Origin of the sequence: Serinicoccus chungangensis (genome assembly GCF_001483745.1) — a bacterium.
GTDB classification, from domain to species: domain Bacteria; phylum Actinomycetota; class Actinomycetes; order Actinomycetales; family Dermatophilaceae; genus Ornithinicoccus; species Ornithinicoccus chungangensis_A.
Genome location: NZ_LQBL01000002.1, coordinates 28,339 through 53,896, shown reverse-complemented (window position 1 = coordinate 53,896; position 25,558 = coordinate 28,339). Strand labels below are relative to the sequence as shown.

Sequence of the window (25,558 nt, the reverse complement as noted above, 5' to 3'; positions counted from 1 at the left end):
CCTAGGAGGGCCATGAGCACGACGACCAGCACCAGCACCAGGACCTACGACGTGCGCACCCACGGGTGCCAGATGAACGTCCACGACTCCGAACGGCTCGCCGGCCTCCTGGAGACGGCCGGCTACGTCGACCTCGCCAGCCTCCCGGGGGAGCACCGTCCCGAGGTCGCCGACGTCGTCGTCCTCAACACCTGCGCCGTCCGCGAGAACGCCGCCAACAAGCTCTACGGCAACCTGGGCCAGCTGCGCCCGGCCAAGCAGGCCAACCCCGGCATGCAGATCGCCGTGGGTGGGTGCCTGGCGCAGAAGGACCGCTCCACCATCGTCGAGCGGGCGCCCTGGGTGGACGTCGTCTTCGGCACCCACAACGTCGGCTCGCTGCCGGCCCTGCTCGACCGCGCCCGGCACAACAAGGCGGCCGAGGTCGAGATCCTCGAGTCCCTCGAGACCTTCCCCTCGACGCTGCCGACCCGGCGCGACTCGGCATACTCCGCCTGGGTGTCCATCTCGGTCGGCTGCAACAACACCTGCACCTTCTGCATCGTGCCGGCGCTGCGGGGCAAGGAGAAGGACCGCCGCCCCGGCGAGATCCTGGCCGAGATCGAGGCGCTGGTCGCCCAGGGCGTGGTCGAGGTCACCCTGCTGGGCCAGAACGTCAACACCTACGGCGTGGAGTTCGGCGACCGGCTGGCCTTCGGCAAGCTGCTGCGCTCGTGCGGCGAGATCCCGGGCCTGGAGCGGGTCCGCTTCACCTCACCGCACCCGGCGGCGTTCACCGACGACGTCATCGCGGCCATGGCGCAGACCCCCAACGTCATGCCCAGCCTGCACATGCCGCTGCAGTCCGGCTCGGACCGGGTGCTCAAGGCCATGCGGCGGTCCTACCGCAGCGAGAGGTTCCTCGGCATCCTGGACCGGGTGCGCGAGCAGATCCCGCAGGCCGCCATCACCACCGACCTCATCGTCGGCTTCCCCGGTGAGACCGAGCAGGACTTCCAGGGCACCCTCGACGTCGTGCGCGCCTCCCGGTTCTCCAGCGCCTTCACCTTCCAGTACTCCATCCGCCCGGGGACCCCGGCCGCCGAGATGGACGACCAGATCCCCAAGGAGGTCGTCCAGGAGCGCTTCGACCGGCTCATCGAGGTGCAGGAGGAGGCCTCCTGGGCCGGCAACCGGGAGATCGAGGGACGCGAGGTCGAGGTGCTCGTCGCGCCCGGCGAGGGCCGCAAGGACGCCGAGACCCACCGGCTGTCCGGCCGGGCCCGCGACAACCGGCTGGTCCACTTCGCGGTGCCCGAGGGCGCGGAGCGGCCGCGGCCCGGCGACATGGTCACCGTCGAGGTCACCTACGGCGCCCCCCACCACCTCGTCGCCGACTCCGGCGTCCAGGGCGGGGTGTATGCCGTGCGCCGCACCCCGGGCGGGGACGCCTGGGCGGCGCTCCAGGAGGGCGGCACCCCCGGTGGGGTGAAGAAGCCGGCGGTGAGCCTCGGCATCCCCACCGTGGGTGCACCCGCCCCGGTGCCGGCGGCCGTCGCCCCCTGCTGCCCGACGGACTGACGGCTCAGGCCGAGGCCTCGCGTCGGTCGGCGGCAGCCTCGGAGGCGTCGGCGACACGGTCGGCCGCAGCCGCCTCCACGGTGGCCTCCCGCGCCTCCTGGTGCTCCTCGCGGGCCTCGCGGCGCCGCTCCCGGGCGACCGCAGCCTTGTGGTCGGCCTCCATCCGGTCGACCTCGGCCCGGGCCTCCGGCTTGCCGTAGAACCGCCACACGCTGTACGCCAGCAGCCCGATGGCGATCGCGCACGAGGCGAGCATGGTGATGGCCACCGGCCGGCCGCCGAAGAGCCACCAGCGCTCGTCCACCGGCCACCAGCCCGGGGGCGGCGGCGCCATCAGCCACCCGACCGCGACCCCGACCAGGCCCGCCGTGATGAGGACCGAGAGGGCGATCCGCGGGATCGTCTCCACCCCCTCTGAGGCGGCGCGCAGCGCCCGGATCTTCACCGGGTTGGTCCACCGGCGGGCCCAGGCGTACTGGGTCGACAGGATCCAGAGGCCCGCGAAGGTGCCCAGCAGGCCGGGGCCGGGCAGCAGGAGCATGAGGATGCCGGCGACGAGGACGGTCCAGCCCAGGGTCTCCAGGGCGATCCTCTTGGCGGCGGCGTTCACAAGGGTCGAGCCTAGGCGAGCCACCGCCGCAGCGCGAGCCGCGCCTGTCCGGCCGCGGATGCGACGGCATACCCCTGGGGGATCGGCACCGTGTCCCCGGGCTGTGGCAGGCTACCGCCCGTGACATGGAGCCAGGTCGACCGTGACGAGCTGCTCGAGATCTCCCGCCACGACCCGTTCGTGCGTTTCGCCACGAGCAACGAGATCGTGGCCGTCGCCGCGCCCGAGGGCTGGGCGTGCGTGGGTCCGTGGCGCCCGGGCTCCGGCCACTGGGGCGGCGCGGCGGTCGTCGGGGCCGGGTCGGGGTCGTCCGCCGAGACCTGCGCCCTGCAGGCCATCCTTGAGGCCGGCGGCACGGACCTGGCGCTGGAGTGGTTCTCCACCGGTCAGGAGCGGCCGCTGTCCGTCCCGGACCCCTACGCCTGCTCCGGCTCCGAACGCTGGTCGTTCCTGTGGACCGAGCAGGCTCCGGGCACGGACGCGCAGGGGCTCCTGGCGCAGCGCGGCCTGGGGGTCCAGGAGCTCGACGACCGCGACGACGCCGAGGCCATCGAGGCCTTCGGGGCGGCCTACACGCAGGGCCGCTACCTCGGCTTCCCCGGGTGGGGGTTCGCCACGACCTGGCTCGCCGTGCAGGACCGCGCCGGGGGGACCGTCGCCGTGGGCGCCCTGCACGAGCTGGCCTCCGGCATGCCGCACCTGGCGGGCATCCTCGTCCGCCCCGACCGGCGCGGGCAGGGCATCGGCGAGCTGCTCACCCTCGAGCTCACCGCCCGCGCGGTCCAGGAGGCCGGGGTGGCGACGCTGGGCGTCCTCACCGACAACCGGGAGGCCCTGGCGCTCTACGAGCGGCTGGGGTATGCCGTGGCGCACCGCTTCCACACCCGTGAGCTCGCCACGGCCCCGGAGCCGGCGTAGGGGGCCCGGCCCTGCCACCAGGTCGGGGCCGCGCCCTCGGGACGGGTCGGCGCGAACCTACGATGGGAGGGTGAGCGCGTCCTCCCCGTCATCGCCCGGACCCGAGCCTGGGCCCCGGCCGCTCGACCCGCCGACCCCGCGCCAGCGCACCGCCGGCCGTCTCGCCGCGGGGCTGGTCGCCCTGGAGGCTCTGGTCGTCACCGGGTTCGCGGTGTTCTACCTCGTCGAGCTGGCGCTGGGGGAGGGCCAGGACCTCATCGTCGTCATCATGTCGGTCGTGACGATGGTGGTCTTCGTCATCGGCCTGGGCTACACCAGCCTGGGCCTGCTGCGGCGGCACCCGCGCGCGCAGGCACCGGCGATCGCGTTCAACTTCCTCATGGTGCCGCTCGGCATCGCCCTGCTGCCGCTCGCGCCCTGGTGGGTCGGGTCCGGCGTGCTCGTGCTGGGGGTCGCCGCCGTGGTCTCCACCGTCCTCATGGGGCGCCTCGAGGAGCGCTGAGCCGCGGCCGGCTCCGCACGGGTGCGCTCCACGACACCACGGGAGCCGCGCTGCCGTCCTGCAGCCGGTAGGTCATCTGACAGCCCCGTCGAGGAGGCTCTCAGATGAGCACCCAGCTGCCAGCTGCCGAACCGGCCCCCAGGTGCCGCCCCCCGCCGCCCCCCCGCCGTCAGGAGGCGGTGGTGCGCCGGCGGAGGGAGGCGAGCACCCCGGGGTCGGCGCGGAGGTCGATGCGCCGCACGAGCCCGTCCTGGACGGTGAAGTCGAAGGCGACCTGCGGCATACCTCGCAGGAACCACGCGGCCCCGGGCCGGTCGTCCACCAGGACGGATAGCGCCGCGGCAGCCCCACCGTCGAACATGCGCGCGACGGCCTCGCGGCCCTCGATGCGGGCGGGCGTGCCCACCTCCACGGCCGCCGCGTCGCCCTGGACCAGCGCGTCCGGGGCCAGCAGCTCCAGCAGGCGGGTGACGTCACCCTGCCGCGCCGCGGCGAGGAAGGCGTCCACGACGACGGCGTCGGCCCGCCGCTGCGGAGCGACCGGCTGCCGGACCTTGGCGCGGGCCCGCGAGGCCAGCTTGCGTGTGGCGGCCGGGCTGCGGCCCAGGATCTGGGCGATGGTCGGGAAGTCCACCTCGAAGGTGTCGTGCAGGACGAAGGCCACCCGCTCGCTCGGCGTGAACCGGTCCAGCATCACCTGGAGCGCGACCCCGACGGTGTCGGCGAGGACCACCTCCTCGGCCGGGTCCTCGACCGCGTCGGGTCCGCTGCGCGGCGCTGCCTCGCGGTGGTCGACCGGCTCGGGCACCCGCGCGCGCAGGCGGTCCAGGCACAGCCGCACGGTCACGGTGGTGAGCCAGCCCGGCAGGTTCTCGATGCCGGCCGCGCCGTGAGTGTGCAGCCGCAGCCAGGCGGTCTGGACGACGTCCTGGGCCTCGGCGGGGTCGCGCAGGACCTGGGTGGCGATGCGGGTCAGCCGAGGCCGCTCCGCCTCGAAGGCGCTGGTCCGGTCCATGAGGTCACACTTCCACGTCGGCATCCGTCACCCTGGTGACGAGCACAGGAGCCGACCTGTGACCGCGGACCGAGAGGACCGGACGTGAAGACCATGACCTGCCGCCAGCTCGGCGGACCGTGCGACCTGGCGCACCGCGGCGAGAACGCCGACGAGGTGATCAACGCCCAGGACCAGCACCTCAAGGACGCCGTGGCCGCCGGCGACACGGCGCACGAGCAGGCGAACGACGACATGCGCGGTCGCTGGAAGCGGCCGGCAAAGTCGCTGGGGTGGTACGTCAGCATGAAGAAGCAGTTCGCCGCCCTGCCGGAGGACTGAGCGGCCTCACCCCTTGCCGAGGTCGGGGGCGGCCAGCTGGACCCGGGTGCAGCGTCCGCGCTGCACGAGCACGCCGCGCCCGGGCAGGGGCAGGTCGCCCACCGGCACGCCGACCCCCAGCAGAGACCCCTGGCCCGGGGAGGTCGGCTGGAGCAGCAGCCCGGTGCGGTGACGGGCCGCCAGCGGCACCAGACCCCGGAAGGCGCCGGCGGCGGCGTCGATGTCGGCGGCGACGACCAGGTCGAGCCGGTATGCCGTGACCGCCTGCACGAGGACGTCCTCCAGCGGGGTCCCGGCGAGCAGGTGGGCGTCGTCGACCACGACGAGCCCGCCCGGTCCGGCGCCGGCGAGGAGGTCCTCGAGCTCGTCGCGCCCGGACGGGGCGGTGGGGTCGACGAGCACCGGTGTGCGCCCGGCCTGCAGCAGTGCGAGGGCGTGCGACCGCCCCGACCCGGGTGGGCCCAGCACGAGGACCGACCCGTCTGGCCGGGCCAGCGGACCCGCCTCGTCACCCCCGACGGCCCAGGCAGGACGCGGACCCGACGGCGACCAGCGGCGGGGGAGCGGGCGGCATACCACGGGAGGCGCGCCCGGTGGCGGGTCGCCGACGGCGTCGGCGGGCAGGGCCACGTGCGCCTCGACGCCGTCGCGCATCCCGACCAGCCGTCCCGGCGGGTGGTCGACAGGGACCTGGTGGGGCCGCAGCCCGGTCATGAGCAGGTCGCCCGGGTCGTTGAGCCGGTGGGCCCAGGTGTGCGGGAGGAGCGAGGAGACCTTGCCGAAGAGCAGGCTGCGGTCGCCGGTGACGAGCCCGACGACGCCTGCTGCCGGGCCCTCGCGCAAGATGCGCAGGGCCACCTCCTCGGCACGACCACGCTCCAGCCCCTCGACGAGGTCGACGAAGCGGTCCCAGCCGTCGACCGCCAGGACCACCGGGTCGCGACCCGTGGCTCCCTCCGCCAGGCGGGAACGGACGAGGTCGTCGAGCCGGTCCAGCACGCGCAGCCCGTGGGCGAGGTCGTCCGGCTCGACCCAGGCCAGGAGCCCGGGGTGCCGGCGCAGCTCGGTGGCCTCCAGCGAGCGGCCCAGGTCGAGGACGACGAGCCAGGCACCGGGGGTGCGCGAGAGCACCGAGCGCAGCGTGGTCGACCGCCCGGAGCGGGCCGCCCCGACGACCGCGAGGTGCTCCGTCGGCGACCAGGAGAGCGGCTCCCGGCGCTGCCGGGCGGGCAGGTCGGCGAGGGCCCACGCGCCCGGTGCGTCGGGGACGGCATCGAGGTGCGCCGGCAGGGGCGGGTGCCACACCACCGGTGGCCCCGCCCCCAGCTGCCGGGCGGCGGCCCGGAGCACCTCGGCCACCGTGCCGAGGCCGTCCTCGCCCGGCCCCTGCTCCTCGCCCCGCTCGAGCACCCTCCGGGCCGCCCACACGTCGTCGGTGATGGTCACCTGCCACGACGATCCCCCGCGCGCCGGAGGGCCCACCCGTGCCACCTGGACCGCCCGGGGCGCGTCGGCACCGGTGCGCCAGAGGGCCAGGCCGGGACGCCCCTCGGGGAGCAGCGCGGCGGCCGGCGTCTCGATGACGTCCTGGGAGTCGGTGCCGTCACGGACCCGCAGGGCGATGCGCAGGTTGACGTTGGCCCGCAGGTCGGCGCCCACCACGCCCGCGGGCCGTTGCGTGGCCAGCACCAGGTGGACCCCGAGGCTGCGGCCGACCGCCGCCAGCCGGACCAGGCCCGACATGACCTCGGGCACCTCCTCGGCGAGCACGCGGAACTCGTCGATGACGACGACGAGGCGGGGCAGGCCGGGCAGGTCGCGGGCGTCCTTGACGCCTGCCTCGGCCAGGCGGGCCTCCCGGTGGGTCAGCTCGGCCTGCAGCGAGGTCAGCACCCGTGCGGCCAGGTGGGGGTCGAGGTCGGTCACCATCCCGGTGACGTGCGGCAGCCGGGCGCAGTCGCCCAGGGAGGAGCCGCCCTTGAAGTCCACCAGCAGCAGAGCGAGGTCGGCGGGGGAGGAGCGCAGCGCCAGACCGGTGATGAGGGTGCGCAGCAGCTCGGACTTGCCGGAGCCCGTGGTGCCGGCGACCAGGGCGTGCGGGCCGTCGCGCACGAGGTCGACCGTGACCGGGGACCCCGAGGCGTCGGTGCCGAGCGGCACGTCCGTGCCCGGCCGGCGCCAGCCGGAGACCGCCTCGTCCGGGGTCGCGGGCCAGGCCACGATCGCCCCCAGCGGTGGGGCCTCGCCGGGCAGGGCGGGTGTGCCGTCGTCGGCGTCCGCGGCCCGGCGTGCCTGCAGCGGCGCGAGGGTGCGCGCCAGGCTGCGCGCCCGCGCCAGCCCGAGGGTGGTGGGGCGGAAGGGCAGGTCCGGCTGCCCGGGCAGCTGGAGGACGGCGTCGGTGGGCCCGAGCAGCTGCACCCGGGTCGCGCCGGCAGGTGCCTGGGACAGGTCCTCGACGAGGACCAGGTCACGGCCCCATACCACCGGCAGTCCGTCGACGCGGTCGTCGGCCGTGCGGGTGTGGGGCAGCCAGGCCAGCAGGTCCCACGTGGCCCCTGGGGGGCGGTCGGGGTCGACGACGAGCGTCCAGGTGCCCGGCGGGTATGCCGTGGCGAGCTGCAGCAGCAGCGCGCGCGCCAGCCCGTCGCGGGTGGCCCGGTCGCCGGCCAGCACCAGGGGCCCCTCGAACGTGAGGGGCAGGGGTGCTGCGAGGTGCCGCAGCGGCTCGCCCTCGAGCCGCACGCCCGAGTCGCGCACGTGCTCCCCGAGGGTCACCGTCAGCGGCTCCGCCGCGCACTGCCACAGCGCCACGGACGGGTGCGGGTTGAGGCTGGTCACGACACTGACGAGCCCCGGGTGCTGCTGTCTGAGCCGGTCCAGCTCCTGCTGCAGGCACACCTCGGCCTGGGCCCGGTGGGCCGCGCGGGCCACCTCGTGGGCGGCGCGGCCCTCCTCGTGCTCGAGGCGGGCGGTCCGCCGGTCGCCCAGGTGGTGGCCCAGCACCATGGCCGGGCCCAGCAGACCGAAGAGCAGGAGCCACGGCATGCGCAGCACCACGGCGACGGCCAGGGCGACCACCAGCGGGAGGCTCCACGCCCAGGCGCTCGGGGGTCGGACCCGGCGCCGGTCCGGTGGGGCGGGAGTGGAGAACTCCCGCGTCGGCACGGTGGTCGTCGGCCTGGGCCAGGGCTCGACCTCGAGACGGCCGCCGACGAGCACCTGCCGGATCGGGGCGGGTGGACGCGGCACCAGCACCACGCCGGAGGCACCGACGAGGAGACGGTCGCCGGGGGGCCACCGCCGGTCCTCGCCGTCCAGCCCGCTCTCCCAGGTCACGCCGTTGGTGGACCCGAGGTCCTCCACCCGGACCCCGTCGCGGTCCTGCCGCACCCGGACGTGCCGTCGGGACAGGCCCGGGTCGGCGATGGTCAGGTCGCACCGCGGGTCCCGCCCGAGGGTCACCCAGCGGCCGGGCGGGAGCGGGGCCGTGCCACCGGCGTCGGGACCTGTCGCGACGACGAGGCGCGGGACACCGGCGCTGGTGACGCCCGGTGTCGACGGCGTGCGGGCCTCGGGGACGGGGTCCAGGTCGGCGCCGTGGACCAGCGGGATCCGGGGCCCCCGGTGCTCTCCGACCGGCTGGTCCCGGGCCGAGGTGTCGAGGCGGCGGGCGAGCTCCTGCTCGGTGGCGTCGTCGGGCGCCTGGACCGCCAGATGCTCGACGCGGCGGTCCGCGACGCGGGTGACGATGACTCTCATGAGGCCCATGGTGCGCAGGTCGATTCCTGCGCCACCGACGTTGTCCACAGGCTGTGACGAAGAGGTTCCGCTCACCTGAGGAACGTCATACAGTGATGCGCCAGAGGGTCGTCGGGGCCTCGCTCTGGGCCCGGCGTCGACAGGTCGGACGAGCGGGGCGCAGGGTGCCGGGCGGGCACCGCTACGCCAGCGACAGGGGTGCAGGGGCATGCCGGCGACAGCGTTGCAGCTGCTCGAGGACGACGTCCGCGAGCTCATCCGGCGACGCCGGCTGGACCCCTCACGGGACGACGAAGCCGTCCGCGACCTCATCGGCGAGGTCCTCGACGACTACGACGACCGGTCTCTCGTGGGCGGGCTGGTGCCGCTCGCCGACCGCAAGGAGGCCCACCGGGCGCTGCTCGAGTCGGTCGCCGGCTTCGGCCCCCTGCAGCCCTATCTCGACGACCCCTCCGTCGAGGAGATCTGGGTCAACGAGCCGACGAAGGTCTTCGTGGCGCGCAACGGCCGCTCCGAGCTGACGCCCACCCTGCTGACCGAGCAGCAGGTGCACGACCTGGTGGAGCGGATGCTGCGCAGCTCGGGTCGTCGGGTCGACCTCAGCAGTCCGTTCGTCGACGCGAGCCTCCCCGACGGCAGCCGGCTGCACGTGGCCATCCCGGACATCACCCGGCGGCACTGGGCGGTCAACATCCGCAAGTTCGTGGTCGCGGCCGACGAGCTGTCCGACCTGGTGCGGCTGGGCACGCTGACCGAGCAGGCGGCGAGGTTCCTGGAGGCCGCCGTCGCAGCCGGGCTGAACGTCCTCGTCGCGGGCGGGACGCAGGCCGGGAAGACGACGATGCTCAACTGCCTCACGGCCGCCATCCCTGCGGGTGAGCGGGTGGTGACCTGCGAGGAGGTCTTCGAGCTCAAGGTCAACCTCCGGGACGTGGCGGCCCTGCAGTGCCGGCAGCCCAGCCTCGAGGGCACCGGGGAGATCCCGCTGCGCCGCCTGGTCAAGGAGGCCCTGCGGATGCGGCCGGGGCGCATCATCGTCGGCGAGGTGCGTCAGGAGGAGAGCCTGGACCTGCTCATCGCGCTCAACAGCGGCCTACCCGGGATGTGCACCATCCACGCGAACTCCGCCCGTGAGGCGGTCACCAAGATGTGCACCCTGCCGCTGCTGGCCGGGTCCAACGTCAGCAGCAGCTTCGTCGTGCCGACCGTCGCGAGCTCGGTGGACATCGTGGTGCACCTGGCTCTCGAGGTGCAGGGCGCGCGCAAGGTCCGTGAGATCGTCGCCCTGCCCGGCCGCGCCGAGGGGGAGGTCGTCGAGATCGCCGACCTCTTCGTCCGGTCCGGGTCGGAGCTGGTGCGCGCCGACGGTTTCCCGCCGCACGTCGACCGGTTCGCCCGAGCGGGGTTCGACCTCGGCAAGCTGCTGGGGCGCGGACCATGATGCAGGGCGCGGGATGGGGTCTCCTGCTGGGTCTGGGGCTCGCCAGCATCTGGTGGTCGTTCTGGCCGCGGAGCATTCGCGTGGGCCGGCGGCCGGGAGCGAGGAGGCTGGAGCGCCTGCAGGACCAGATCGTCCTGGCCGGCGTCCGTGGCCTGGGAGCCCGCACCCTGCTCGTCCTGTGCGTCACGGCCGGGCTCCTGGTCCTGCTGCTGATGTTCGCCGTGACCCGGGTGTGGACGGTGAGCGGGTGCTTCGCGGTGATGGCGAGCTGGTTGCCCGTGGCGGTGGTCACGGCGCGCGCCCGGCGGCGTCGGACCCGGCTGCGGACAGTCTGGCCGGACGCCGTCGACCATGTGCAGTCCGCCGTCCGTGCCGGTCTGGCTCTGCCGGAGGCGCTGGTCCAGCTCGCCGACCGAGGGCCGGAGGAGCTGCGGCCGGCGTTCGAGGAGTTCGCGCACGACTACCGGGCCACCGGGCGCTTCTCGGAGAGTCTCGACCTGCTCAAGGAACGGATGGCCGACCCCGTCGCGGACCGGCTCATCGAGGCCCTGAGGATCGCGAGAGACGTCGGCGGCACTGACCTCGGTCGCGTGCTTCGGACGCTGTCCTCGTTCCTGCGCGACGACGCGCGGGCGAGGGCGGAGCTGGAGGCACGCCAGTCTTGGACCGTCAACGCGGCGCGCCTGGCCATGGCGGCCCCGTGGGCGGTCCTGCTCCTCCTGGCGACGCGGGGGAGCACGCTGCAGGCGTACGGCACACCGGCCGGCGCCCTGGTGCTCGCCATCGGTGCCGGCCTGTCCCTCGTGGCCTACCGGGTCATGGTCGCCATCGGGCGCCTGCCGGAGGAGAGCAGGGTGCTGCGATGAACGTGGCGTGGTGGGGTGCGGTCCTGGGGCTGCTGCTTTCGTGCGGTCTGCTGCTGGCCTGGGCCGGTCTCCCGGTCACGCGCCGGGTCAGGCTGGTCGACCGGGTCGAGCCCTACCTGGACCGGCCTCCCCGACAGTCGCGGCTGCTGGCCCTCGACGACACCCGTCCGTGGCGTGCCGGCGAGCTGTTCGCCCCGGTGGCAGCCAGGGCCGCTCGACTCCTGGACCGGATGCTGGGCGGCGAGGAGTCGGTGCGGACCCGGTTGCACCGGGCCGGCCGGACGGGGGACGTGGAGGCCTTCCGCGTGCAGCAGGTGGTGTGGGGCGTGCTGTGCGCCTCCCTCGCCGTCTTCCTGGGCCTGCTGCTGTGGTTCACGCGAGGGACGAGCCCGGGCGTCGTGCTGCTCCTCGTCGGCTGCGCCTTCCTGGGCGGCGTCATGCTGCGGGACCACCTCCTCAGCCGGGCGGCGGCGCGGCGCGAGCGCCAGATCATGGCCGAGTTCCCGGCCGTCGCCGAGCTCCTGGCCCTGTCGGTGACGGCGGGGGAGGGCACGGCGCAGGCGCTGGAGCGGGTGGCGAGGCTGTCCCGCGGTGAGCTCGCCGCCGAGCTCGACCTGTGCCTCGCCCAGGCCCGGACGGGCGCCAGCCTCCCGGAGGCGCTGCACGGGCTCAGCCGGCGGACCGGCATCGGGCCGATCATCCGCTTCGTCGACGGTCTCGTCGTGGCCCTCCAGCGCGGGACCCCTCTCGGCGAGGTGCTCCGGGCGCAGGCCGCGGACGCCCGCGAGGCGGCCCGCCAGGAGCTCATCGAGGAGGGCGGCAAGCGGGAGATCAGCATGATGGTCCCCGTCGTCTTCCTCATCCTGCCCGTGACGGTGCTGTTCGCCGTCTTCCCAGGCGCCACCATGCTGCGCCTGGCGATGTGAAGGTCCACCACCAAGGAGAGTCCGATGATCCGACGATTCAGGCACACGTCAGCACACCTGATCCAGCGCGTCCGACGGTGGGCCGGGCAGCCCGAGCGGGGAGACGTCCCCGGGTGGGTGCTCATCACCATCATGACCGCCGGGCTGGTCGCCGCCCTGTGGCTCGTCGCCGAGCCCCTGCTGACCGGTCTGTTCTCCAACGCGGTCAGCGCCGTCACCGGTCCCTGAGATGGTCGGCGGCTCTGCCGAGCGGGGAGCGGCCGCCGCCGAGTTCGCCCTGCTGGCGGGCCTGGTCAGCGTGCTCATGCTGGCCGTCGTGCAGCTGGCGTTCGGGCTGCACCTGCACAACACGGCCACCGCCCACGTGGTCGAGGGAGCCAGGGCGGGTGCCCGCGCGGACGCCACCCCGGCTGACGGTGCCCGCCGGGCGCAGGAGCTGCTGTCCTCGAGCCTGACCGGGGGCGGCCCCGGGGTGACCGTCTCCGCGAGGCGCACCGTGGTCGACGGCGTCGCCGTCGTCGAGGTCAGCGCGACCATGCCGCTGCCGATCGTCGGTCCGCTCGGGCCGGGGGAGTCGATGACGGTCGTCGGCCACGCCTACGCGGAGGACCAGTGAGGGCGGGCAGCGGCGAGCGCGGTTCGATGACGGTCGAGGTCGCCTTCCTGCTGGTCCTGCTCGTCGTGCCCCTGTTCTACCTCGTCGGCACCGTGGGACGCCTGCAGGCCGGGGCGTATGCCGTCACCGCCGCCGCGCGAGAGGCCGGGCGGGCGTTCGTGACGGCGGAGGACGTCTCCTCCGCCCCGGCCCGGGCACAGGTGGCCGCCGGACTGGTCTACCGGGCGCACGGCTTCGACCCGCAGGACGGCGGCGTGCAGCTCAGCTGCGCGGAGGCCGGGTGCCTCACCCCAGGGGGGAGCGTGCGGGTCGACTCGCAGGTCAGCGTGGAGCTCCCGTTGGTGCCGGACTTCATGCGGGAGCGGTTGCCGACCGCGGTCACGCTCACCGCCAGCCACCTCGAGACGGTGGACGAGTTCCGGACGGGTGCCCCGTGAGGGCTGTCTGCGACGAGGGGGCGGCACGGCGAGCCGGCCGCTCGCACGAGGGGTTGCGCCAGCGGGTCGCCCGAGCCCGGTACCACGCCCTTCGTCGCACGACCTGCCCGGACCGAGGGGGTCGGGCTCGCCCGGGCCGGGACGGCGGGCAGATGAGCATCCTGCTCGTCGGCATGGTGGCGATCACGTTGACCGTCGTCCTGGCCGTCGTCGGGGTGACGTCGGTGCAGCTCAGCCGGATCCAGCTGCTGGATGCCGCGGACGCGGCGGCCCTGGACGCGAGTGACGCCCTGGCGCAGGAGCAGGTCTACGAGGGAGGGCTCGGCTCAGGTCCGCCCCTGAGCGACACGACGGTCGTCGAGGCCGCGTCCGCCCATCTGCAGCAGCGGTCCGTCCCTCCCCGCGTCGTCGGCTGGGCCGTGGGGCCGGGCACGGGCACCCCCGACGGGCGCACGGCCGTGGTCACCGTCACCGGCCAGGCCGACATCCCCGTCCTGAGTCCCGTGCTCGGCGCTCTCGGCGGGGGTGTCTCCATCACGGTCACCTCGACGGCTCGCTCGGACCTCGACCCCTGACCGTGCACGCTCCCGGTCGGCGCGTCCGGCACCCGGCACCGGTGGCCCGCGCCTGTCGTCCTCGTCGCCCTGGTGCCGGCGCCTCGCGTCCGCGACGCCCGCGTGGCGGGTCCGTCGTCCACGACGCCTGGTGACAGGTGCCGGCATACCTCCCGGGTGGCGTGCGCCGGCGGCCTGGAAGCATGTCGGTATGCGCGACATCACCCAGGAGACCTTCGAGGCCGTCCTCTTCGACAACGACGGCACCCTCACCGACTCCCGGGGCCCGGTCGAGCGCTCCTGGCGCTCCTGGGCGGTCGACCACGGTGTCGACTTCGCGCGGTTCGGCAACTTCCACGGGGTGACCAGCCGCGGCATCGTGGAGCGGGTGGCGCCGCACCTGGACGCGGATGCCGCCACCGCCGACATCGACCGGCGAGAGCTGGAGGACCTCGACGGCATCGTCGCCCTCCCTGGTGCCGTCGACGCGCTGGCGGCCGTCGGTGCGCGCGCGGCCATCGTCACCTCTGCCGGCCGGGAGCTGGCGGTGCTGCGCATCGACGCGGCCGGGTTGAGCGCGCCCGCGGTCCTCGTCACCGCTGACGACATCAGCCGCGGCAAGCCCGACCCCGAGCCCTACCTCGTGGGGGCCCGCCGTCTCGAGGCCGACCCTGCCCGGTGCCTGGTCGTGGAGGACGCCGTCGCCGGGCTCGAGTCGGGCCGGGCGGCCGGTGCGGCCACCCTCGCGGTGCTCACCACCAGCAGTCGGGAGGAGGTCGCCGACCACGCCGACCTCACCGTGGGCTCGCTCGCCGACGTGCGGCTGGAGGTCACCGACGCCGGGGTTCGCGTGCACCTGCGCCAGGCCTGACGACGCGCGTGTGCGCGGTGGTGGCCCTCTGGGGCCACGACTGCACACGGCGGCCGAGCGGGTCGCACTGCCGGGCGTGGTGGTGGCCCTCTGGGGGCCACGACTGCACACGGCGGACCTGTGGCGAGGGGCCGCCGGAGGGTGCTCAGCGCCGGAAGGGCGCCACGCGCTGACCTGCGGTGATCCGGCCGAGCCTGACAAGGGGTGGCAACCTACGTTACCGTAACCTACGCAAGCGAAACCTACGTCGCCGTAGGCTGCTCCCCGACCAGAGAGGTGTCCCCTCGGATGGCCGCACTCCCCGTAGCACCCATCGACCTGCCCACCCAGACCGACCGCCCGCGCCCCACGATCATCCAGGGCGGCATGGGCGTCGCCGTCTCCGGCTGGCGCCTGGCACGCCAGGTGGCGCGCGCCGGCCACCTCGGCGTCGTCTCCGGCACCGCGATGGACGCCGTCATCAGCCGGGTGCTGCAGGACGGCGACCCCGGGGGGCACTACCGGCGCGCGCTGGCGGCCTTCCCCAGCCAGGACATGGCTCAGCGGGTGCTGGACAAGTACTTCATCGAGGGCGGGAAGGCGTCGGGCACCCCCTACAAGCCGATCCCCAAGCTCACCCTCGAGACGGCCCGCGCCGGGCAGGAGCTGGGCGTCGTCGGCAACTTCGCCGAGGTGTGGCTGGCCAAGGAGGATCTGGCGCAGCACACCGACGAGGGTGCCGTCGGCATCAACTGCCTCGAGAAGATCCAGATGGCGAACCCGACGGCCATCCTGGGCGCCATGCTGGCCGGGGTCGACTACGTCCTCATGGGCGCCGGCATCCCCCGCGAGATCCCGCAGCTGCTGCGCTCGCTGGCCGCGGGTGAGCCGGGCAGCATCTCGGCGGACGTCGCCGGGGGGTCCCTGCGCCGGCACGTCACCGTGGACCCGGCCGACCTGCTCGGCGAGGACCTGCCGACGCTGACCAAGCCGGACTTCCTGGCCATCATCTCGGTCGACCAGCTCGCCAACTACCTCCACCGCGACCCGGAGATCCGCCCGGACGGGTTCGTCGTCGAGCGCCCCCCGGCCGGCGGCCACTCCGCGCCCCCGCGCGGCAAGATGCAGCTGGACGACGCCGGCGAGCCCGTCTACGGGGACCGCGACGAGGCCAACCTCGCGAAGATGACCCAGATCGGGCTGCCGTTCTGGATGGCCGGCGCCTACTCCACCCCCGACAAGGTGGCCGAGGCGCTCGCGGCCGGCGCCGTCGGGGTGCAGGTCGGCACGCTCTTCGCCCTGTCGCACGAGTCGGGCCTCGCCGACGGACCGCGAGGTCAGCTCATCGGCCGCCTGCGCACCGGCGAGCTCACGGTGCGCAACGACCCGCGCGCCAGCCCGACCGGCTTCCCGTTCAAGGTCGCCACCCTGGAGGGCACCGCGAGCCAGGTCGAGGTCTACGAGGCGCGGCCCCGGCTGTGCGACCTGTCCTACCTGCGCCAGCCCTACGAGCGCGAGGACGGCGAGGTCGGCTACCGCTGCGCCTCCGAGCCGGTCCACATGTACCTCAAGAAGGGCGGCGAGGAGGCCGACACCGTGGGCCGCAAGTGCCTGTGCAACGGGCTCATGGCCAACATCGGCCTCGGTCAGGAGCGCAAGGACGGGTATGCTGAGGACACCCTCGTGACCCTGGGCCAGGACCTCGCCGGGGCCACGGCGCTCATCGAGCGCCACCCGGAGGGCTGGTCGGCCCTGCAGGCACTGGACTACCTGCAGGAGCAGGTGGCCGCGGGCCTGCGGCTGCGCCACACCGCCTGACGCGTCCCAGCCGCTCCTCCACGGGGTGCGGTGCTTATGATGCGGTCACCGCACCGCCGCGTCGGCCCTGACCCAGGGGGTTCGCTTCCGGGCGTGCACGTCTGGAAGGGGTCGAGGATGACCGGAGTCAGCAGCAGGCAGGCCGACCGCACCCGGGAGGAGCGCAAGGTCCTCGCCGGCACGCTGGTCGGCACCACCATCGAGTGGTACGACTTCTTCATCTACGCCCAGGCTGCGGCGCTGGTCCTCGGGCAGCTCTTCTTCGCCCCCATGGGTGAGGGCGGCGCCCAGCTCGCCGCGTGGGCCTCCCTCGGCATCAGCTTCCTGGTGCGCCCGCTGGGTGCGGTGGTCGCCGGCCACCTCGGGGACCGCTTCGGACGCAAGGTCGTCCTCGTCTTCACGCTGGTGGGGATGGGCGGCGCCACCGCCATCATCGGGCTGCTGCCGACCTACGCCCAGATCGGCGTCGCCGCTCCCGTCCTGCTCATCCTCATGCGGCTCCTGCAGGGCTTCTCCGCCGGCGGTGAGTGGGGCGGCGCCGCCCTCATGTCCGTCGAGCACGCGCCGAAGGGCCGACGCGGCCTGTTCGGCGCCTACCCCCAGATCGGCGTGCCCATCGGCATGATCCTGGCCACGCTGTTCATGTTCGGGCTCAGCACGTTCATGACCGACGAGCAGTTCCTCACCTGGGGCTGGCGCATCCCGTTCCTGTTCTCGATCCTGCTCATCGGCGTGGGCTACTGGATCCGCCGGGCCGTCGAGGAGTCGCCGGTCTTCGCCGAGATGGCCCGCCTGCGGCAGAACGAGTCGGCCCCGCTCGGCGAGCTGTTCCGGCACCACCGCAAGAACGTCCTGCTCGCCGCGCTGATCTTCGCCGCCAACAACGCCGCCGGCTACCTCGTCATCGCCTACTTCAACGGATACGGCGTCAACGCCCTCGGCATGGAGCGCACCGAGACCCTCATCGCCTCCCTGCTCGGCGGCGTCGGGTGGCTGGTGTTCACGCTCTACGGCGGTCACATCTCCGACCGGATCGGTCGCGTCCTGACCTTCCAGATCGGCTACGGCATCATCATCCTCTGGGCGATCCCCATGTGGTTCCTGCTCGACACCGCCTCGCTGCCGCTGTTCACCCTGGCCATCCTCGTGCTGACCCTGGGCCTGGGCCCGTCCTACGGGCCGCAGTCCGCGCTCTACGCCGAGATGTTCCCGGCGCGGGTGCGCTACTCCGGCGTCTCCATCGGGTATGCCCTCGGCTCGATCATCGGTGGCGCCTTCGCCCCGCTCATCGCCGAGCTGCTGCTGCAGCGCACCGGCCAGTCCTGGACCATCGGGGTCTACATCGCGGTGCTGGCCATCGTCTCCTTCGTCGCCGTGTCCATGGTGCCGAAGTCGCTCCAGGACTCCGACCTGCACCTCGAGGAGTCGGCCCGCACCTGACGGGCGCGACGGCATACCGGACGAAAAGCGGTCGGCGGCTGTCCGCGAGCGGCCCTAGGGTGCGGGTCATGAGCGAGACCACCATCGACGACGTCGGCTGCCCGGAGCCCCCGCTGGCGGCGGGCGAGGCAGCGACGCTGGCCGGCTTCCTCGACTTCCAGCGGGCCACGCTGAAGTGGAAGACCCGGGACCTCGGGGCCGACGGGCTGCGCGTGAGCCTGCCCGGCCACCCCAGCGGTATGACGCTCGGTGGCCTGCTGAAGCACCTGGCCTGGGTGGAGGACCACTGGTTCACCCAGGTGGTGTCGCGGCAGGCCATGCCGGCCCCCTGGGCCGAGGTGGACTGGTCGGCGGACCACGACTGGGAGTGGTCCAGCGCCGCCGGTGACGATCCCGCGTCGCTGCGCGACCTGTGGGCCCGGTCGGTCGAGCGCTCCCGTGCCGCGCTGCACCAGGCGTTGGCCGCGGACGTGGCGGACCCGCTCGGGGCGACGCACCCGGCCTGGGGTGGCCAGGACGAGGTGTCGCTGCGGTGGGTGCTCACCCACATGGTGGAGGAGTACGCCCGGCACAACGGGCACGCGGACGTGCTGCGCGAGCTGGTCGACGGGCAGACGGGGGAGTAGCGACCCCCGGGCGCAGGCCGGGGAGGGTCGTCCGCTGGCGTAGGCTGGTGGATCGTGGCAGTCGACTTCGAGACCGAGATCAAGCAGCTCCGCACGACCATGGCGTCGGTGCGGGAGGTGACCGACCTCGAGCGCCTGGGCGCCCAGATCAGCGACCTGGAGACAGAGGCCAGCGCGCCCGACCTCTGGGACGACGTCGACCGTGCCCAGAAGCTCACCTCCACGCTGTCCCGGGCCAAGGCCGAGCACGACAAGGTCACCGGCATGGACGCCCGGATCGACGACCTCGAGGCCCTGGTGGAGCTGGGCCGGGAGGAGAACGACGCGGAGACGCTGCAGGAGGCGGAGAAGGAGCTGGCCGGGCTGCGCAAGGCGGTCCAGCAGCTGGAGGTCCGCACCCTGCTCAACGGGGAGTACGACATCCGCGAGGCCGTCGTCACGATCCGCTCCGGCGCGGGCGGGGTGGACGCCGCCGACTTCGCCGAGATGCTCCTGCGGATGTACCTGCGGTGGGCCGAGCGGCACGACTACCCCACCGCCGTGCTCGACACGTCCTACGCCGAGGAGGCGGGCCTGAAGTCGGCGACCTTCGAGGTCAAGGTGCCCTACGCCTTCGGCACGCTCGCGGTCGAGGCCGGCACCCACCGGTTGGTCCGGATCAGCCCCTTCGACAACCAGGGCCGTCGGCAGACCAGCTTCGCCGCGGTCGAAGTGGTGCCGCTCATCGAGAGCACCGACACGATCGAGATCCCCGAGGCCGACCTCAAGGTCGACGTCTTCCGCTCCAGCGGCCCCGGCGGCCAGTCGGTCAACACCACCGACTCCGCCGTCCGGATGACCCACCTGCCCACCGGCACCGTCGTCTCGATGCAGAACGAGAAGAGCCAGATCCAGAACCGCGCCGCCGCGCTCCGGGTGCTCCAGTCGCGGCTGCTGCTGCTCAAGAAGGCCGAGGAGGACGCCGCGCGCAAGGAGATGGCCGGCGACGTCAAGGCGTCCTGGGGTGACCAGATGCGCTCCTACGTCCTGCACCCCTACCAGATGGTCAAGGACCTGCGGACCGGTCATGAGGTCGGTTCCACCGCGGCGGTCCTCGACGGCGACATCGACGACTTCATCGACGCGGGGATCCGGTGGAAGCGCTCCGCCGACCGCCAGGACGCCTGAGCGGTCCCCGCACGCGGAACGGGCGGCATACCTCGCGATGAGGTATGCCGCCCGCTCACGTCAGGGGCGTGCGCCGGTCAGTTCTTGCCCTTGCCCCGGTTGCCCGTGTCGAGACCGACCAGGACGGGGTCGTGGTCGGAGCTGGCGAACTGGTCGTCGCTGTGGAAGTCGACGACGTTGTAGTTGCGCCGGCTGTACTGGAACGCGATCGACTCGTCGGCGTTGATGTCCCACACGCCCGCACCGGTGACCAGGCGCTGCGCCTTCTCGTTGGCGAAGACGTGGTCCAGGGAGCCCAGGCGGCCGCTGAACTGGTAGGTCATCGAGTCCGGCTCGTCGGCCCGGGCCAGGTTGGTGTAGCCCGCGTCCTCGATGATGCGGACCGGGTCCTCCCGGCTGTAGGCGTTGAAGTCGCCCATGAGGAAGATCGCCTCGTCCTCGAACATCTCCTCCGACCAGGCGGTCAGTGCCTCGGCCTGCGCGATGCGCGAGGGGTTGGCGTTGCCCTGGCCGGTGCCGTCGTCCTCGCCCGAGCCCTTGGACTTGAAGTGGTTGGCGACCGCGACGAACGGCTTGCCGGTGCCCGTGGCCTTGAACTTCTGGGCCAGCGGGTAGCGGGCGTTGGCGAAGGCGTCGTCCAGCTGGATCATCGACGGGCCCAGGAGCTGGACCTGGTCCGGGTCGTAGATGAACGCGGTCCGGATGACGTCCTCGTTGGGCGGGGTGACCGTCGGGGAGGGGGCGTAGGCCCAGCGCTGCTCACCGGCCTCGGCGTTGAGCGCGGCCACGAGGTCGGCCAGCGCCTTGTCGCGCGGGTGGTCGACGTAGGACAGGGCCGCGGAGTTCTCGATCTCCATGAGCGCCAGCACCTCGGCGTCGGTGCCGTTGATGGCGGTCACCAGCTTGGCCTGCTGGTCGGCGAAGGCCTGCTCGGACCAGGCGCCACGGACCTCGCAGAAGTCCGTCGCGACCGGGTTGCCGAAGCGGTCGGCGAAGAAGTCGCAGTCCTCCTCGTCCTGACCGAGGTCGGAGAAGTAGTTGAGGACGTTGAACGCGCCGATCTGGATGTTGCCACCCACCTCGGGCGCGGCGTACTCCCGGTCGTTCTCGCTGCTGATCGGGTCGACCGGGCTGTCCGAGCCGACCACCTGGCCCACCGGCTGGTAGTTCCACTGGAAGCGGTAGTCCAGGACGACCGGCTGCTCGAAGGTGACCTGCGAGCCGGTGCGGTGCGGTTCCTGCGCGGACAGGTAGGGCAGCGGGGAGTCCTGCGCCGTGGAGTTGCGGACGTAGTCCCAGCTCGAGCCGTCGTCCAGGGTGATGTACTTCTCCTGGTTCGCCGCCTGGTAGGCCTCGGCCTCCGGGCCGGGGAGCACCTGGTCGGTCGCCTGGTAGAGCGGCTCGTCACCGACCGCGAGCCCGAGCTGGCCGTACTGGTTGAGCTGGTAGTTGTTGGTGATGGTGTAGGTCCCCTCGGGCTGCACGAGCATGCCCTCGTAGACCTCCTTCTCGGCGTCCGTCGCCGGGAGGCTGCTCAGCACGGTCGGGACGACCGCCTCGCAGCCGTCCACGACGGTGACGAAGCCGCCGGAGATCTCGGTGAGGCCGTTGTACTCGACGACCTCGCCGTCCTCGACCTCGACGCAGTCGCCGATCTCCAGGTTGTCGGCCGCCCAGGAGCTGTAGAGGAAGACGCCGTCCGAGGCGTCGCCCGGTGCCTTGGCCGCGCCGCCGGAGCCGGCGGTCTGCAGGTAGACGCCGTTGAAGCCGCCGGTCGGGTAGGCCGCGGTCACGACGCCGCTGGTGTTCACCGGCTGGCCCTCCAGGGGCGAGGTGGCACCGGTGCCCTGGATCTGCGCGATCGTCGTGTCGACCGGCTCCGGGTCGGGCTCGGGCTCGGGGTCCGTGCCCCCACCGCTCCCGGTCGGGGTCGGCTCGCCCCGGGTGAAGTCGGCGGCGTTGTCATCGGTGTCGACCGCGTCGCTGCGGCTGGCCGAGGTCGTGTTGGACAGGCCGGGAGCCGCGCCGCTGCCCTCGAAGCGGGTGGCCGAGCCGTAGCCGACGAGGTCGACGACCTCGCCGTCGAGGCTGAGCTCGACGATGCCGTTGGAGCCGGACATGGAGGCGCCGCACTCGATGTCGGGGTCGGGCAGCGGGGTGGTGCCGCCGGAGCCGGGGTTCTGCTGGATGAGGTACGAGGCGCCCGGCTCGACCGTGCCCGACAACGGGCACGCGTTGCCCAGGTTGCCGGAGGAGGAGTAGTACGAGACGGCATACCCGTCGAGGTCGACCGGGGCGTCGGTCGAGTTGACGAGCTCGACGAAGTCGTGGGTGTAGACCGCGCCGCTGTTGCCGCCGCCGCCGTAGACCTCGTTGACGACGAGGCCGGGGCCGGCGGCCTGGACCGCGGGGGAGAGGGCGACGAGGCCGGTGACGGCCAGGGCTGCCGTCGACGCGGCGGCCACGGCGCGCCTGGGGACGTTCTGCATGTGGTGCACTCCAATGGGCAAGGGACGGTGGGCGTGTGCCGCTGTGACGGCTCCACGACCGTAGCCCGTGGGGCCGACAGACGCTCCCCGACCCGCGTGCGACACCCCAGATGTCACGCAGAGTTCGCCCGGTCCATGGGATCGGCGTACGCCCGGCGTGGGAGCCCTTGACCCCAGGCACCCGTCGGCTACCGTGTGTCGCGGTCGAAACTCCTCACCCACACGCCACAGCCGTCCCACACACCTCTGGAGTCCCGCCCGGATGATCACCATGGAGCGCGTCAGCCTGCGCTACGCCAAGGCTGACCCCTGGGCGCTGGACGAGGTCGACCTGGACGTTCGACGAGGAGAGTTCTGCTTCGTCGTCGGGGAGTCCGGGTCCGGTAAGTCCTCGCTGCTCCGGCTGGTCATCCTGGAGCAGCGGCCCAGCCGCGGGCGGGTTCTCGTCGCCGGCCACGACCTGGGTGAGCTGGCCCCCCGTCGTGTCCACCTGCTGCGCCGGCAGATCGGGACCGTCTTCCAGGACTTCCGCCTGCTCTCCGGCAAGACCGTCCACCAGAACGTCGCCTACGTGCTGCAGGTCCTCGGGGCGAGCCGGCACGAGATCCGGCAGCGGGTGCCGGAGACCCTCGACCTCGTGGGGCTGCAGGGTAAGGGCAGGAGGCTGCCGCACGAGCTCTCCGGCGGGGAGCAGCAGCGGGTCGCCATCGCCCGCGCCATGGTCAACAAGCCGCCGATCCTGCTCGCCGACGAGCCCACCGGCAACCTGGACCCGGACACCAGCGAGGAGATCGTCGCGATCCTGGACCGGATCAACCGCGCCGGGACGACCGTGGTCATGGCCACCCACGACACGACGATCGTCGACCACTTCCGCAAGCGGGTTGTGCAGCTGCAGGACGGCCAGGTCGTCCGCGACCAGGCCGAGGGCGGCTACCGGCGGGCGGCGCTGCCGTGAGGCCCGGCTTCCTCCTCGGGGAGGTCGGCAACGGGCTGCGCCGCAACTTCTCCATGTTCGTCTCCGTGGTCCTCGTGACGATGGTGTCGCTGTTCTTCCTGGGAGTGGGTCTGCTCGCTCAGGCCCAGGTCAGCACGGCCAAGGGTGAATGGTACGACCGGGTCCAGGTGTCGATCTTCCTGTGCACCCCCGACTCGACGGACGCGCCCGGCTGCACGGCTGGTGCCGTGACGCCGGAGCAGCGGGACCAGATCGAGAGCGACCTCCAGGGCCTGGAGCCGCTGGTCACCGAGTACTTCTACGAGTCGAACGCCGAGGCCTACGAGCGCTTCACCGAGCAGTTCCGCAACTCCTCGGCGCTGGAGTCGGTGCCGCAGGAGTCCATCCCCGCGTCGTTCCGGGTCAACCTGTCCGACCCCTCGCGGTATGACGTCATCCGGGCAGCCTTCGAGCAGGCGCCGGGGGTGGACAGCGTCGAGGACCAGCGGGAGGTCGTCGACCGGCTCTTCGCCTTCCTCGGCGCCCTCAGCTGGGGGGCGCTCGCGCTCGCCGTGGCGATGGTCGTCTGCGCGGTCCTGCTCATCTCGACGACGATCCGGCTCACCGCCTGGACCCGTCGCAAGGAGACCGCGATCCAACGGATGGTCGGGGCCTCGGCCTTCTCCATCCGGCTGCCGTTCATCCTCGAGACCGTCGTCGCCGCGGTGCTCGGTGCCGCGCTGGCCGTCGCCCTCCTCTGGGCGACCGTGCGCTTCGGGATCAGCGGTTTCCTGTCCGAGCTGCTCGCGGGGGAGAGCGGCCTGGTCAGCCTGGTCGGGGAGCGCGACCTGTGGCTGATCACCCCGTTCCTCGTCGGTGGGGCAGTGCTGCTCGCCGTCGTGACCGCCTGGACCGCGCTGCGGCGCCACGTCAGGGTCTGACAAGGAGAAGTGACCATGATGAGAACCCCCCGACCCGGCGCCGGGCGAGACGGCGCGACGCCGGTGCGGCGCGTGACGGCATACCGGCCTCGCGTGCGCCGTGCCCTGGCGCTGGCCCTCGTCGGCGCGATCGGCGTGGCCACCCCGGCACTCGCCTCCGGTGAGCTGGACGACATCCGCGACCGGTTGAGCAGCGTCGAGGACGAGCAGCAGCGGACCGGTGCGGACCGGGACAGCTCGGCCGAGCAGGTGCGCGAGCTCGGCGAGGAGCTGGAGCACACCAGTGCCGAGCTGGTGGCTGCGGACGAGCGGCTGCAGGAGACCACGGCCCAGGTCGACCAGGCCCGCGTCGTGCTGGAGGAGGCCGAGCTCGACCTCGCCGACGCCGAGGCCGAGACCGCGCGGATCGAGGGCGAGCTGGCGCTGGCGCGGGAGAACGAGGCGCAGATCGAGGACTCGCTCGAGCAGGTGGCGGACGACCGGGCGGACACCTCGGCGACGGTCGGGGCGATCGCGCGGCAGAGCTACAAGCAGGGCGGTATGGGCTCGCTCGCCACCACGCTGGAGCTGCTGTCCGGTGAGGCCGACGCGGTCGACCAGATGTCGATGGCCCGCACGGTCCTGCGCGTGCAGGACCAGCAGATCCGGCAGCTGGCCACGCAGGAGGCCGAGCAGGTCGCCGAGCAGGACCGGCTGGCCGGGGTGCGCTCCGACATCGCCTACCTGCTCGCCAAGGCCGAGGCCAACGTCGTCGCCAAGGAGCAGGCGCGCGCCACGGCGGACGCCGCCAAGGCCGAGCTCGAGCAGCGGGAGGCCGAGCAGGAGCAGGCCAAGGCCGACCTGGAGACCGAGAAGGCCAAGGTCGAGGAGTCGTTGGCGGCCGAGGAGGAGCGCTCGCAGGCCCTGGAGCAGGAGCTGGCCGAGCTGGCCCGGACGAAGGACGGCCTGAAGGACCAGGAGCAGGCCGAGCTCGAGCGCATCGAGGAGGCCCGGCGTCAGGCCGAGGAGGAGGCCCGGCGCAAGGCGGAGGAGGAGGCCCGGCGGCAGGCGGCCGCCGAGGCCGCGGCGAAGCGGGCCGCCGAGGAGGAGGCCGCCCGGCAGCGGGCGGCGGAGCGGGAGGCCCAGCGCCAGCGCGAGGCCGAGGCCGAGGCGCAGCGGCTGCGCGACGAGGCGGCTGCCGCGGAGGCGGCGCGGCGGGCCGAGGCGGCCGAGGCGGAGGCGGCGGCTGCCGCCCAGGCGGCCCAGGCGGCTGCGGAGCGGGAGGCCGCCGAGCGCCAGGCCGCCGAGGAGCGAGCCTCGCGTCAGGCCGAGGAGGAGCGGCAGGCCGCGGCGGCGGCGTCCAGCGGCATCCTGTCGGTCCCCACCAGCGGACCGGTCACCAGCGAGTTCGGCGACCGCTTCCACCCGGTCTTCCAGACCTGGCGGCTGCACGCCGGCATCGACTTCGGCCCCGCCTGCGGGACCCCGGTCACCGCGGCGGCCGACGGCGTGGTCTACACCTCCGGCTTCGACGCCGGCGGGGGCAACATGGTCATCGTCGACCACGGGGTCCTGCGCGGGGTGAACCTCACGACGAGCTACCTGCACCTGCAGAGCGCCGCCGTCGTCGCACCCGGTCAGGCGGTGAGCCGCGGTCAGCTGCTCGGGTATGTCGGCACGACCGGGTCGTCGACGGGGTGCCACCTGCACTTCGAGACCCGGGAGAACGGCACCCCCGTCAACCCCCGCACCTGGCTCTGACCCGCGCGCGCCACAACCCGGGTGA

General features: G+C 73.4%; 23 protein-coding genes. 19 read left to right on the top strand and 4 right to left on the bottom strand.

The window, feature by feature from the left end:
- Positions 1-12: 12 nt before the first annotated feature.
- The gene (gene miaB, locus AVL62_RS00505) at positions 13-1,560 is read left to right on the top strand and encodes a tRNA (N6-isopentenyl adenosine(37)-C2)-methylthiotransferase MiaB (RefSeq protein WP_058889738.1); all 1,548 of its coding nucleotides are present in this window, start codon (positions 13-15) and stop codon (positions 1,558-1,560) included.
- A 4-nt stretch (positions 1,561-1,564) separates the two neighbouring features.
- Here the strand turns inward: miaB and AVL62_RS00500 are convergent, their stop codons facing one another.
- The gene (locus tag AVL62_RS00500; RefSeq protein ID WP_235585446.1) at positions 1,565-2,170 is read right to left on the bottom strand and encodes a PGPGW domain-containing protein; all 606 of its coding nucleotides are present in this window, start codon (positions 2,168-2,170) and stop codon (positions 1,565-1,567) included.
- Between the two features lie 120 nt (positions 2,171-2,290).
- Between AVL62_RS00500 and AVL62_RS00495 the strand changes: the two genes are divergently transcribed.
- Both AVL62_RS00495 and AVL62_RS00490 read left to right on the top strand, forming a co-directional pair.
- Positions 2,291-3,088, top strand: coding sequence for a GNAT family N-acetyltransferase (locus tag AVL62_RS00495; RefSeq protein WP_058889737.1), 798 nt, complete (start codon positions 2,291-2,293; stop codon positions 3,086-3,088).
- 70 nt (positions 3,089-3,158) lie between these two features.
- A complete protein-coding gene (locus AVL62_RS00490) occupies positions 3,159-3,590 on the top strand; it encodes a hypothetical protein (RefSeq protein ID WP_058889736.1) in 432 nt (143 codons plus the stop codon).
- 169 nt (positions 3,591-3,759) lie between these two features.
- Here AVL62_RS00490 and AVL62_RS00485 read toward each other — a convergent pair whose 3' ends face one another.
- Positions 3,760-4,605 carry a sigma-70 family RNA polymerase sigma factor gene (locus tag AVL62_RS00485; RefSeq protein ID WP_058889735.1) on the bottom strand — a complete coding sequence of 282 codons (846 nt, stop codon included), beginning with the start codon at positions 4,603-4,605 and terminating at the stop codon, positions 3,760-3,762.
- Between the two features lie 93 nt (positions 4,606-4,698).
- Between AVL62_RS00485 and AVL62_RS00480 the strand changes: the two genes are divergently transcribed.
- A complete protein-coding gene (locus AVL62_RS00480) occupies positions 4,699-4,926 on the top strand; it encodes a hypothetical protein (protein WP_235585456.1) in 228 nt (75 codons plus the stop codon).
- A 6-nt stretch (positions 4,927-4,932) separates the two neighbouring features.
- On the opposite strand, the gene AVL62_RS18000 is transcribed toward AVL62_RS00480, so the two are convergent.
- On the bottom strand, positions 4,933-8,685 hold the full coding sequence (locus AVL62_RS18000) for an FtsK/SpoIIIE domain-containing protein (RefSeq protein ID WP_153011587.1): 3,753 nt from the start codon (positions 8,683-8,685) through the stop codon (positions 4,933-4,935).
- Between the two features lie 208 nt (positions 8,686-8,893).
- Between AVL62_RS18000 and AVL62_RS00470 the strand changes: the two genes are divergently transcribed.
- The 12 genes from AVL62_RS00470 to prfB all read left to right on the top strand — a co-directional run bounded on the left by AVL62_RS00470 (position 8,894) and on the right by prfB (position 19,426).
- On the top strand, positions 8,894-10,126 hold the full coding sequence (locus AVL62_RS00470) for a CpaF family protein (RefSeq protein WP_058889732.1): 1,233 nt from the start codon (positions 8,894-8,896) through the stop codon (positions 10,124-10,126).
- Complete coding sequence (locus tag AVL62_RS00465) at positions 10,126-10,992, top strand: type II secretion system F family protein (protein ID WP_058889731.1); 867 nt, start codon at positions 10,126-10,128, stop codon at positions 10,990-10,992. The genes AVL62_RS00470 and AVL62_RS00465 overlap by 1 nt, the downstream gene beginning before the upstream one ends.
- Positions 10,989-11,918 (top strand): type II secretion system F family protein, encoded by a 930-nt coding sequence (locus AVL62_RS00460; protein WP_058889730.1) that lies wholly within the window; start codon positions 10,989-10,991, stop codon positions 11,916-11,918. The genes AVL62_RS00465 and AVL62_RS00460 overlap by 4 nt, the downstream gene beginning before the upstream one ends.
- Positions 11,919-11,942: 24 nt before the next feature.
- Positions 11,943-12,146, top strand: a complete 204-nt coding sequence (locus AVL62_RS00455) for a hypothetical protein (RefSeq protein ID WP_058889729.1) — start codon at positions 11,943-11,945, stop codon at positions 12,144-12,146.
- Between the two features lies 1 nt (position 12,147).
- On the top strand, positions 12,148-12,534 hold the full coding sequence (locus AVL62_RS00450) for a TadE/TadG family type IV pilus assembly protein (RefSeq protein WP_058889728.1): 387 nt from the start codon (positions 12,148-12,150) through the stop codon (positions 12,532-12,534).
- On the top strand, positions 12,531-12,971 hold the full coding sequence (locus AVL62_RS00445) for a pilus assembly protein (protein WP_235585445.1): 441 nt from the start codon (positions 12,531-12,533) through the stop codon (positions 12,969-12,971). The genes AVL62_RS00450 and AVL62_RS00445 overlap by 4 nt, the downstream gene beginning before the upstream one ends.
- Positions 12,972-13,123: 152 nt before the next feature.
- Positions 13,124-13,546 (top strand): hypothetical protein, encoded by a 423-nt coding sequence (locus AVL62_RS00440; protein ID WP_058889726.1) that lies wholly within the window; start codon positions 13,124-13,126, stop codon positions 13,544-13,546.
- 190 nt (positions 13,547-13,736) lie between these two features.
- Positions 13,737-14,396, top strand: coding sequence for an HAD-IA family hydrolase (locus AVL62_RS00435; RefSeq protein ID WP_058889725.1), 660 nt, complete (start codon positions 13,737-13,739; stop codon positions 14,394-14,396).
- Positions 14,397-14,684: 288 nt separating this feature from the next.
- Positions 14,685-16,193, top strand: a complete 1,509-nt coding sequence (locus AVL62_RS00430) for a 2-nitropropane dioxygenase (RefSeq protein WP_058889724.1) — start codon at positions 14,685-14,687, stop codon at positions 16,191-16,193.
- A 117-nt stretch (positions 16,194-16,310) separates the two neighbouring features.
- Complete coding sequence (locus AVL62_RS00425) at positions 16,311-17,633, top strand: MFS transporter (RefSeq protein WP_058889723.1); 1,323 nt, start codon at positions 16,311-16,313, stop codon at positions 17,631-17,633.
- Between the two features lie 68 nt (positions 17,634-17,701).
- Entirely contained in the window at positions 17,702-18,259 is a 558-nt protein-coding gene (locus tag AVL62_RS00420; protein ID WP_058889722.1) for a DinB family protein, read from the top strand.
- A gap of 54 nt (positions 18,260-18,313) precedes the next feature.
- The gene (prfB, locus tag AVL62_RS00415; protein WP_058889721.1) at positions 18,314-19,426 is read left to right on the top strand and encodes a peptide chain release factor 2; all 1,113 of its coding nucleotides are present in this window, start codon (positions 18,314-18,316) and stop codon (positions 19,424-19,426) included.
- 77 nt (positions 19,427-19,503) lie between these two features.
- On the opposite strand, the gene AVL62_RS00410 is transcribed toward prfB, so the two are convergent.
- Complete coding sequence (locus tag AVL62_RS00410) at positions 19,504-21,915, bottom strand: ExeM/NucH family extracellular endonuclease (RefSeq protein ID WP_058889720.1); 2,412 nt, start codon at positions 21,913-21,915, stop codon at positions 19,504-19,506.
- A gap of 262 nt (positions 21,916-22,177) precedes the next feature.
- Between AVL62_RS00410 and ftsE the strand changes: the two genes are divergently transcribed.
- The 3 genes from ftsE to AVL62_RS00395 are packed head-to-tail and all read left to right on the top strand — an operon-like array spanning position 22,178 to position 25,533.
- Positions 22,178-22,873: a cell division ATP-binding protein FtsE gene (gene ftsE / locus AVL62_RS00405; protein WP_058889719.1), complete on the top strand. Its 696-nt coding sequence runs from the start codon at positions 22,178-22,180 to the stop codon at positions 22,871-22,873.
- Positions 22,870-23,793 (top strand): permease-like cell division protein FtsX, encoded by a 924-nt coding sequence (gene ftsX, locus AVL62_RS00400; RefSeq protein ID WP_058889718.1) that lies wholly within the window; start codon positions 22,870-22,872, stop codon positions 23,791-23,793. The genes ftsE and ftsX overlap by 4 nt, the downstream gene beginning before the upstream one ends.
- Before the next feature lie 15 nt (positions 23,794-23,808).
- Positions 23,809-25,533: a M23 family metallopeptidase gene (locus tag AVL62_RS00395; protein WP_083518556.1), complete on the top strand. Its 1,725-nt coding sequence runs from the start codon at positions 23,809-23,811 to the stop codon at positions 25,531-25,533.
- The last annotated feature ends 25 nt before the right edge of the window (positions 25,534-25,558 follow it).

Bases quoted from the DNA above. Each gene is read 5' to 3' on its own strand.
- miaB (WP_058889738.1), top strand. From the start codon at position 13: ATGAGCACGACGACCAGCACCAGCACCAGGACCTACGACGTGCGCACC.
- AVL62_RS00485 (WP_058889735.1), bottom strand. From the start codon at position 4,605: ATGGACCGGACCAGCGCCTTCGAGGCGGAGCGGCCTCGGCTGACCCGC.
- AVL62_RS00480 (WP_235585456.1), top strand. From the start codon at position 4,699: ATGACCTGCCGCCAGCTCGGCGGACCGTGCGACCTGGCGCACCGCGGC.
- AVL62_RS18000 (WP_153011587.1), bottom strand. From the start codon at position 8,685: ATGAGAGTCATCGTCACCCGCGTCGCGGACCGCCGCGTCGAGCATCTG.
- AVL62_RS00470 (WP_058889732.1), top strand. From the start codon at position 8,894: ATGCCGGCGACAGCGTTGCAGCTGCTCGAGGACGACGTCCGCGAGCTC.
- AVL62_RS00465 (WP_058889731.1), top strand. From the start codon at position 10,126: ATGCAGGGCGCGGGATGGGGTCTCCTGCTGGGTCTGGGGCTCGCCAGC.
- AVL62_RS00460 (WP_058889730.1), top strand. From the start codon at position 10,989: ATGAACGTGGCGTGGTGGGGTGCGGTCCTGGGGCTGCTGCTTTCGTGC.
- AVL62_RS00455 (WP_058889729.1), top strand. From the start codon at position 11,943: ATGATCCGACGATTCAGGCACACGTCAGCACACCTGATCCAGCGCGTC.
- AVL62_RS00450 (WP_058889728.1), top strand. From the start codon at position 12,148: ATGGTCGGCGGCTCTGCCGAGCGGGGAGCGGCCGCCGCCGAGTTCGCC.
- AVL62_RS00440 (WP_058889726.1), top strand. From the start codon at position 13,124: ATGAGCATCCTGCTCGTCGGCATGGTGGCGATCACGTTGACCGTCGTC.
- AVL62_RS00435 (WP_058889725.1), top strand. From the start codon at position 13,737: ATGCGCGACATCACCCAGGAGACCTTCGAGGCCGTCCTCTTCGACAAC.
- AVL62_RS00430 (WP_058889724.1), top strand. From the start codon at position 14,685: ATGGCCGCACTCCCCGTAGCACCCATCGACCTGCCCACCCAGACCGAC.
- AVL62_RS00425 (WP_058889723.1), top strand. From the start codon at position 16,311: ATGACCGGAGTCAGCAGCAGGCAGGCCGACCGCACCCGGGAGGAGCGC.
- AVL62_RS00420 (WP_058889722.1), top strand. From the start codon at position 17,702: ATGAGCGAGACCACCATCGACGACGTCGGCTGCCCGGAGCCCCCGCTG.
- AVL62_RS00410 (WP_058889720.1), bottom strand. From the start codon at position 21,915: ATGCAGAACGTCCCCAGGCGCGCCGTGGCCGCCGCGTCGACGGCAGCC.
- ftsE (WP_058889719.1), top strand. From the start codon at position 22,178: ATGATCACCATGGAGCGCGTCAGCCTGCGCTACGCCAAGGCTGACCCC.
- AVL62_RS00395 (WP_083518556.1), top strand. From the start codon at position 23,809: ATGATGAGAACCCCCCGACCCGGCGCCGGGCGAGACGGCGCGACGCCG.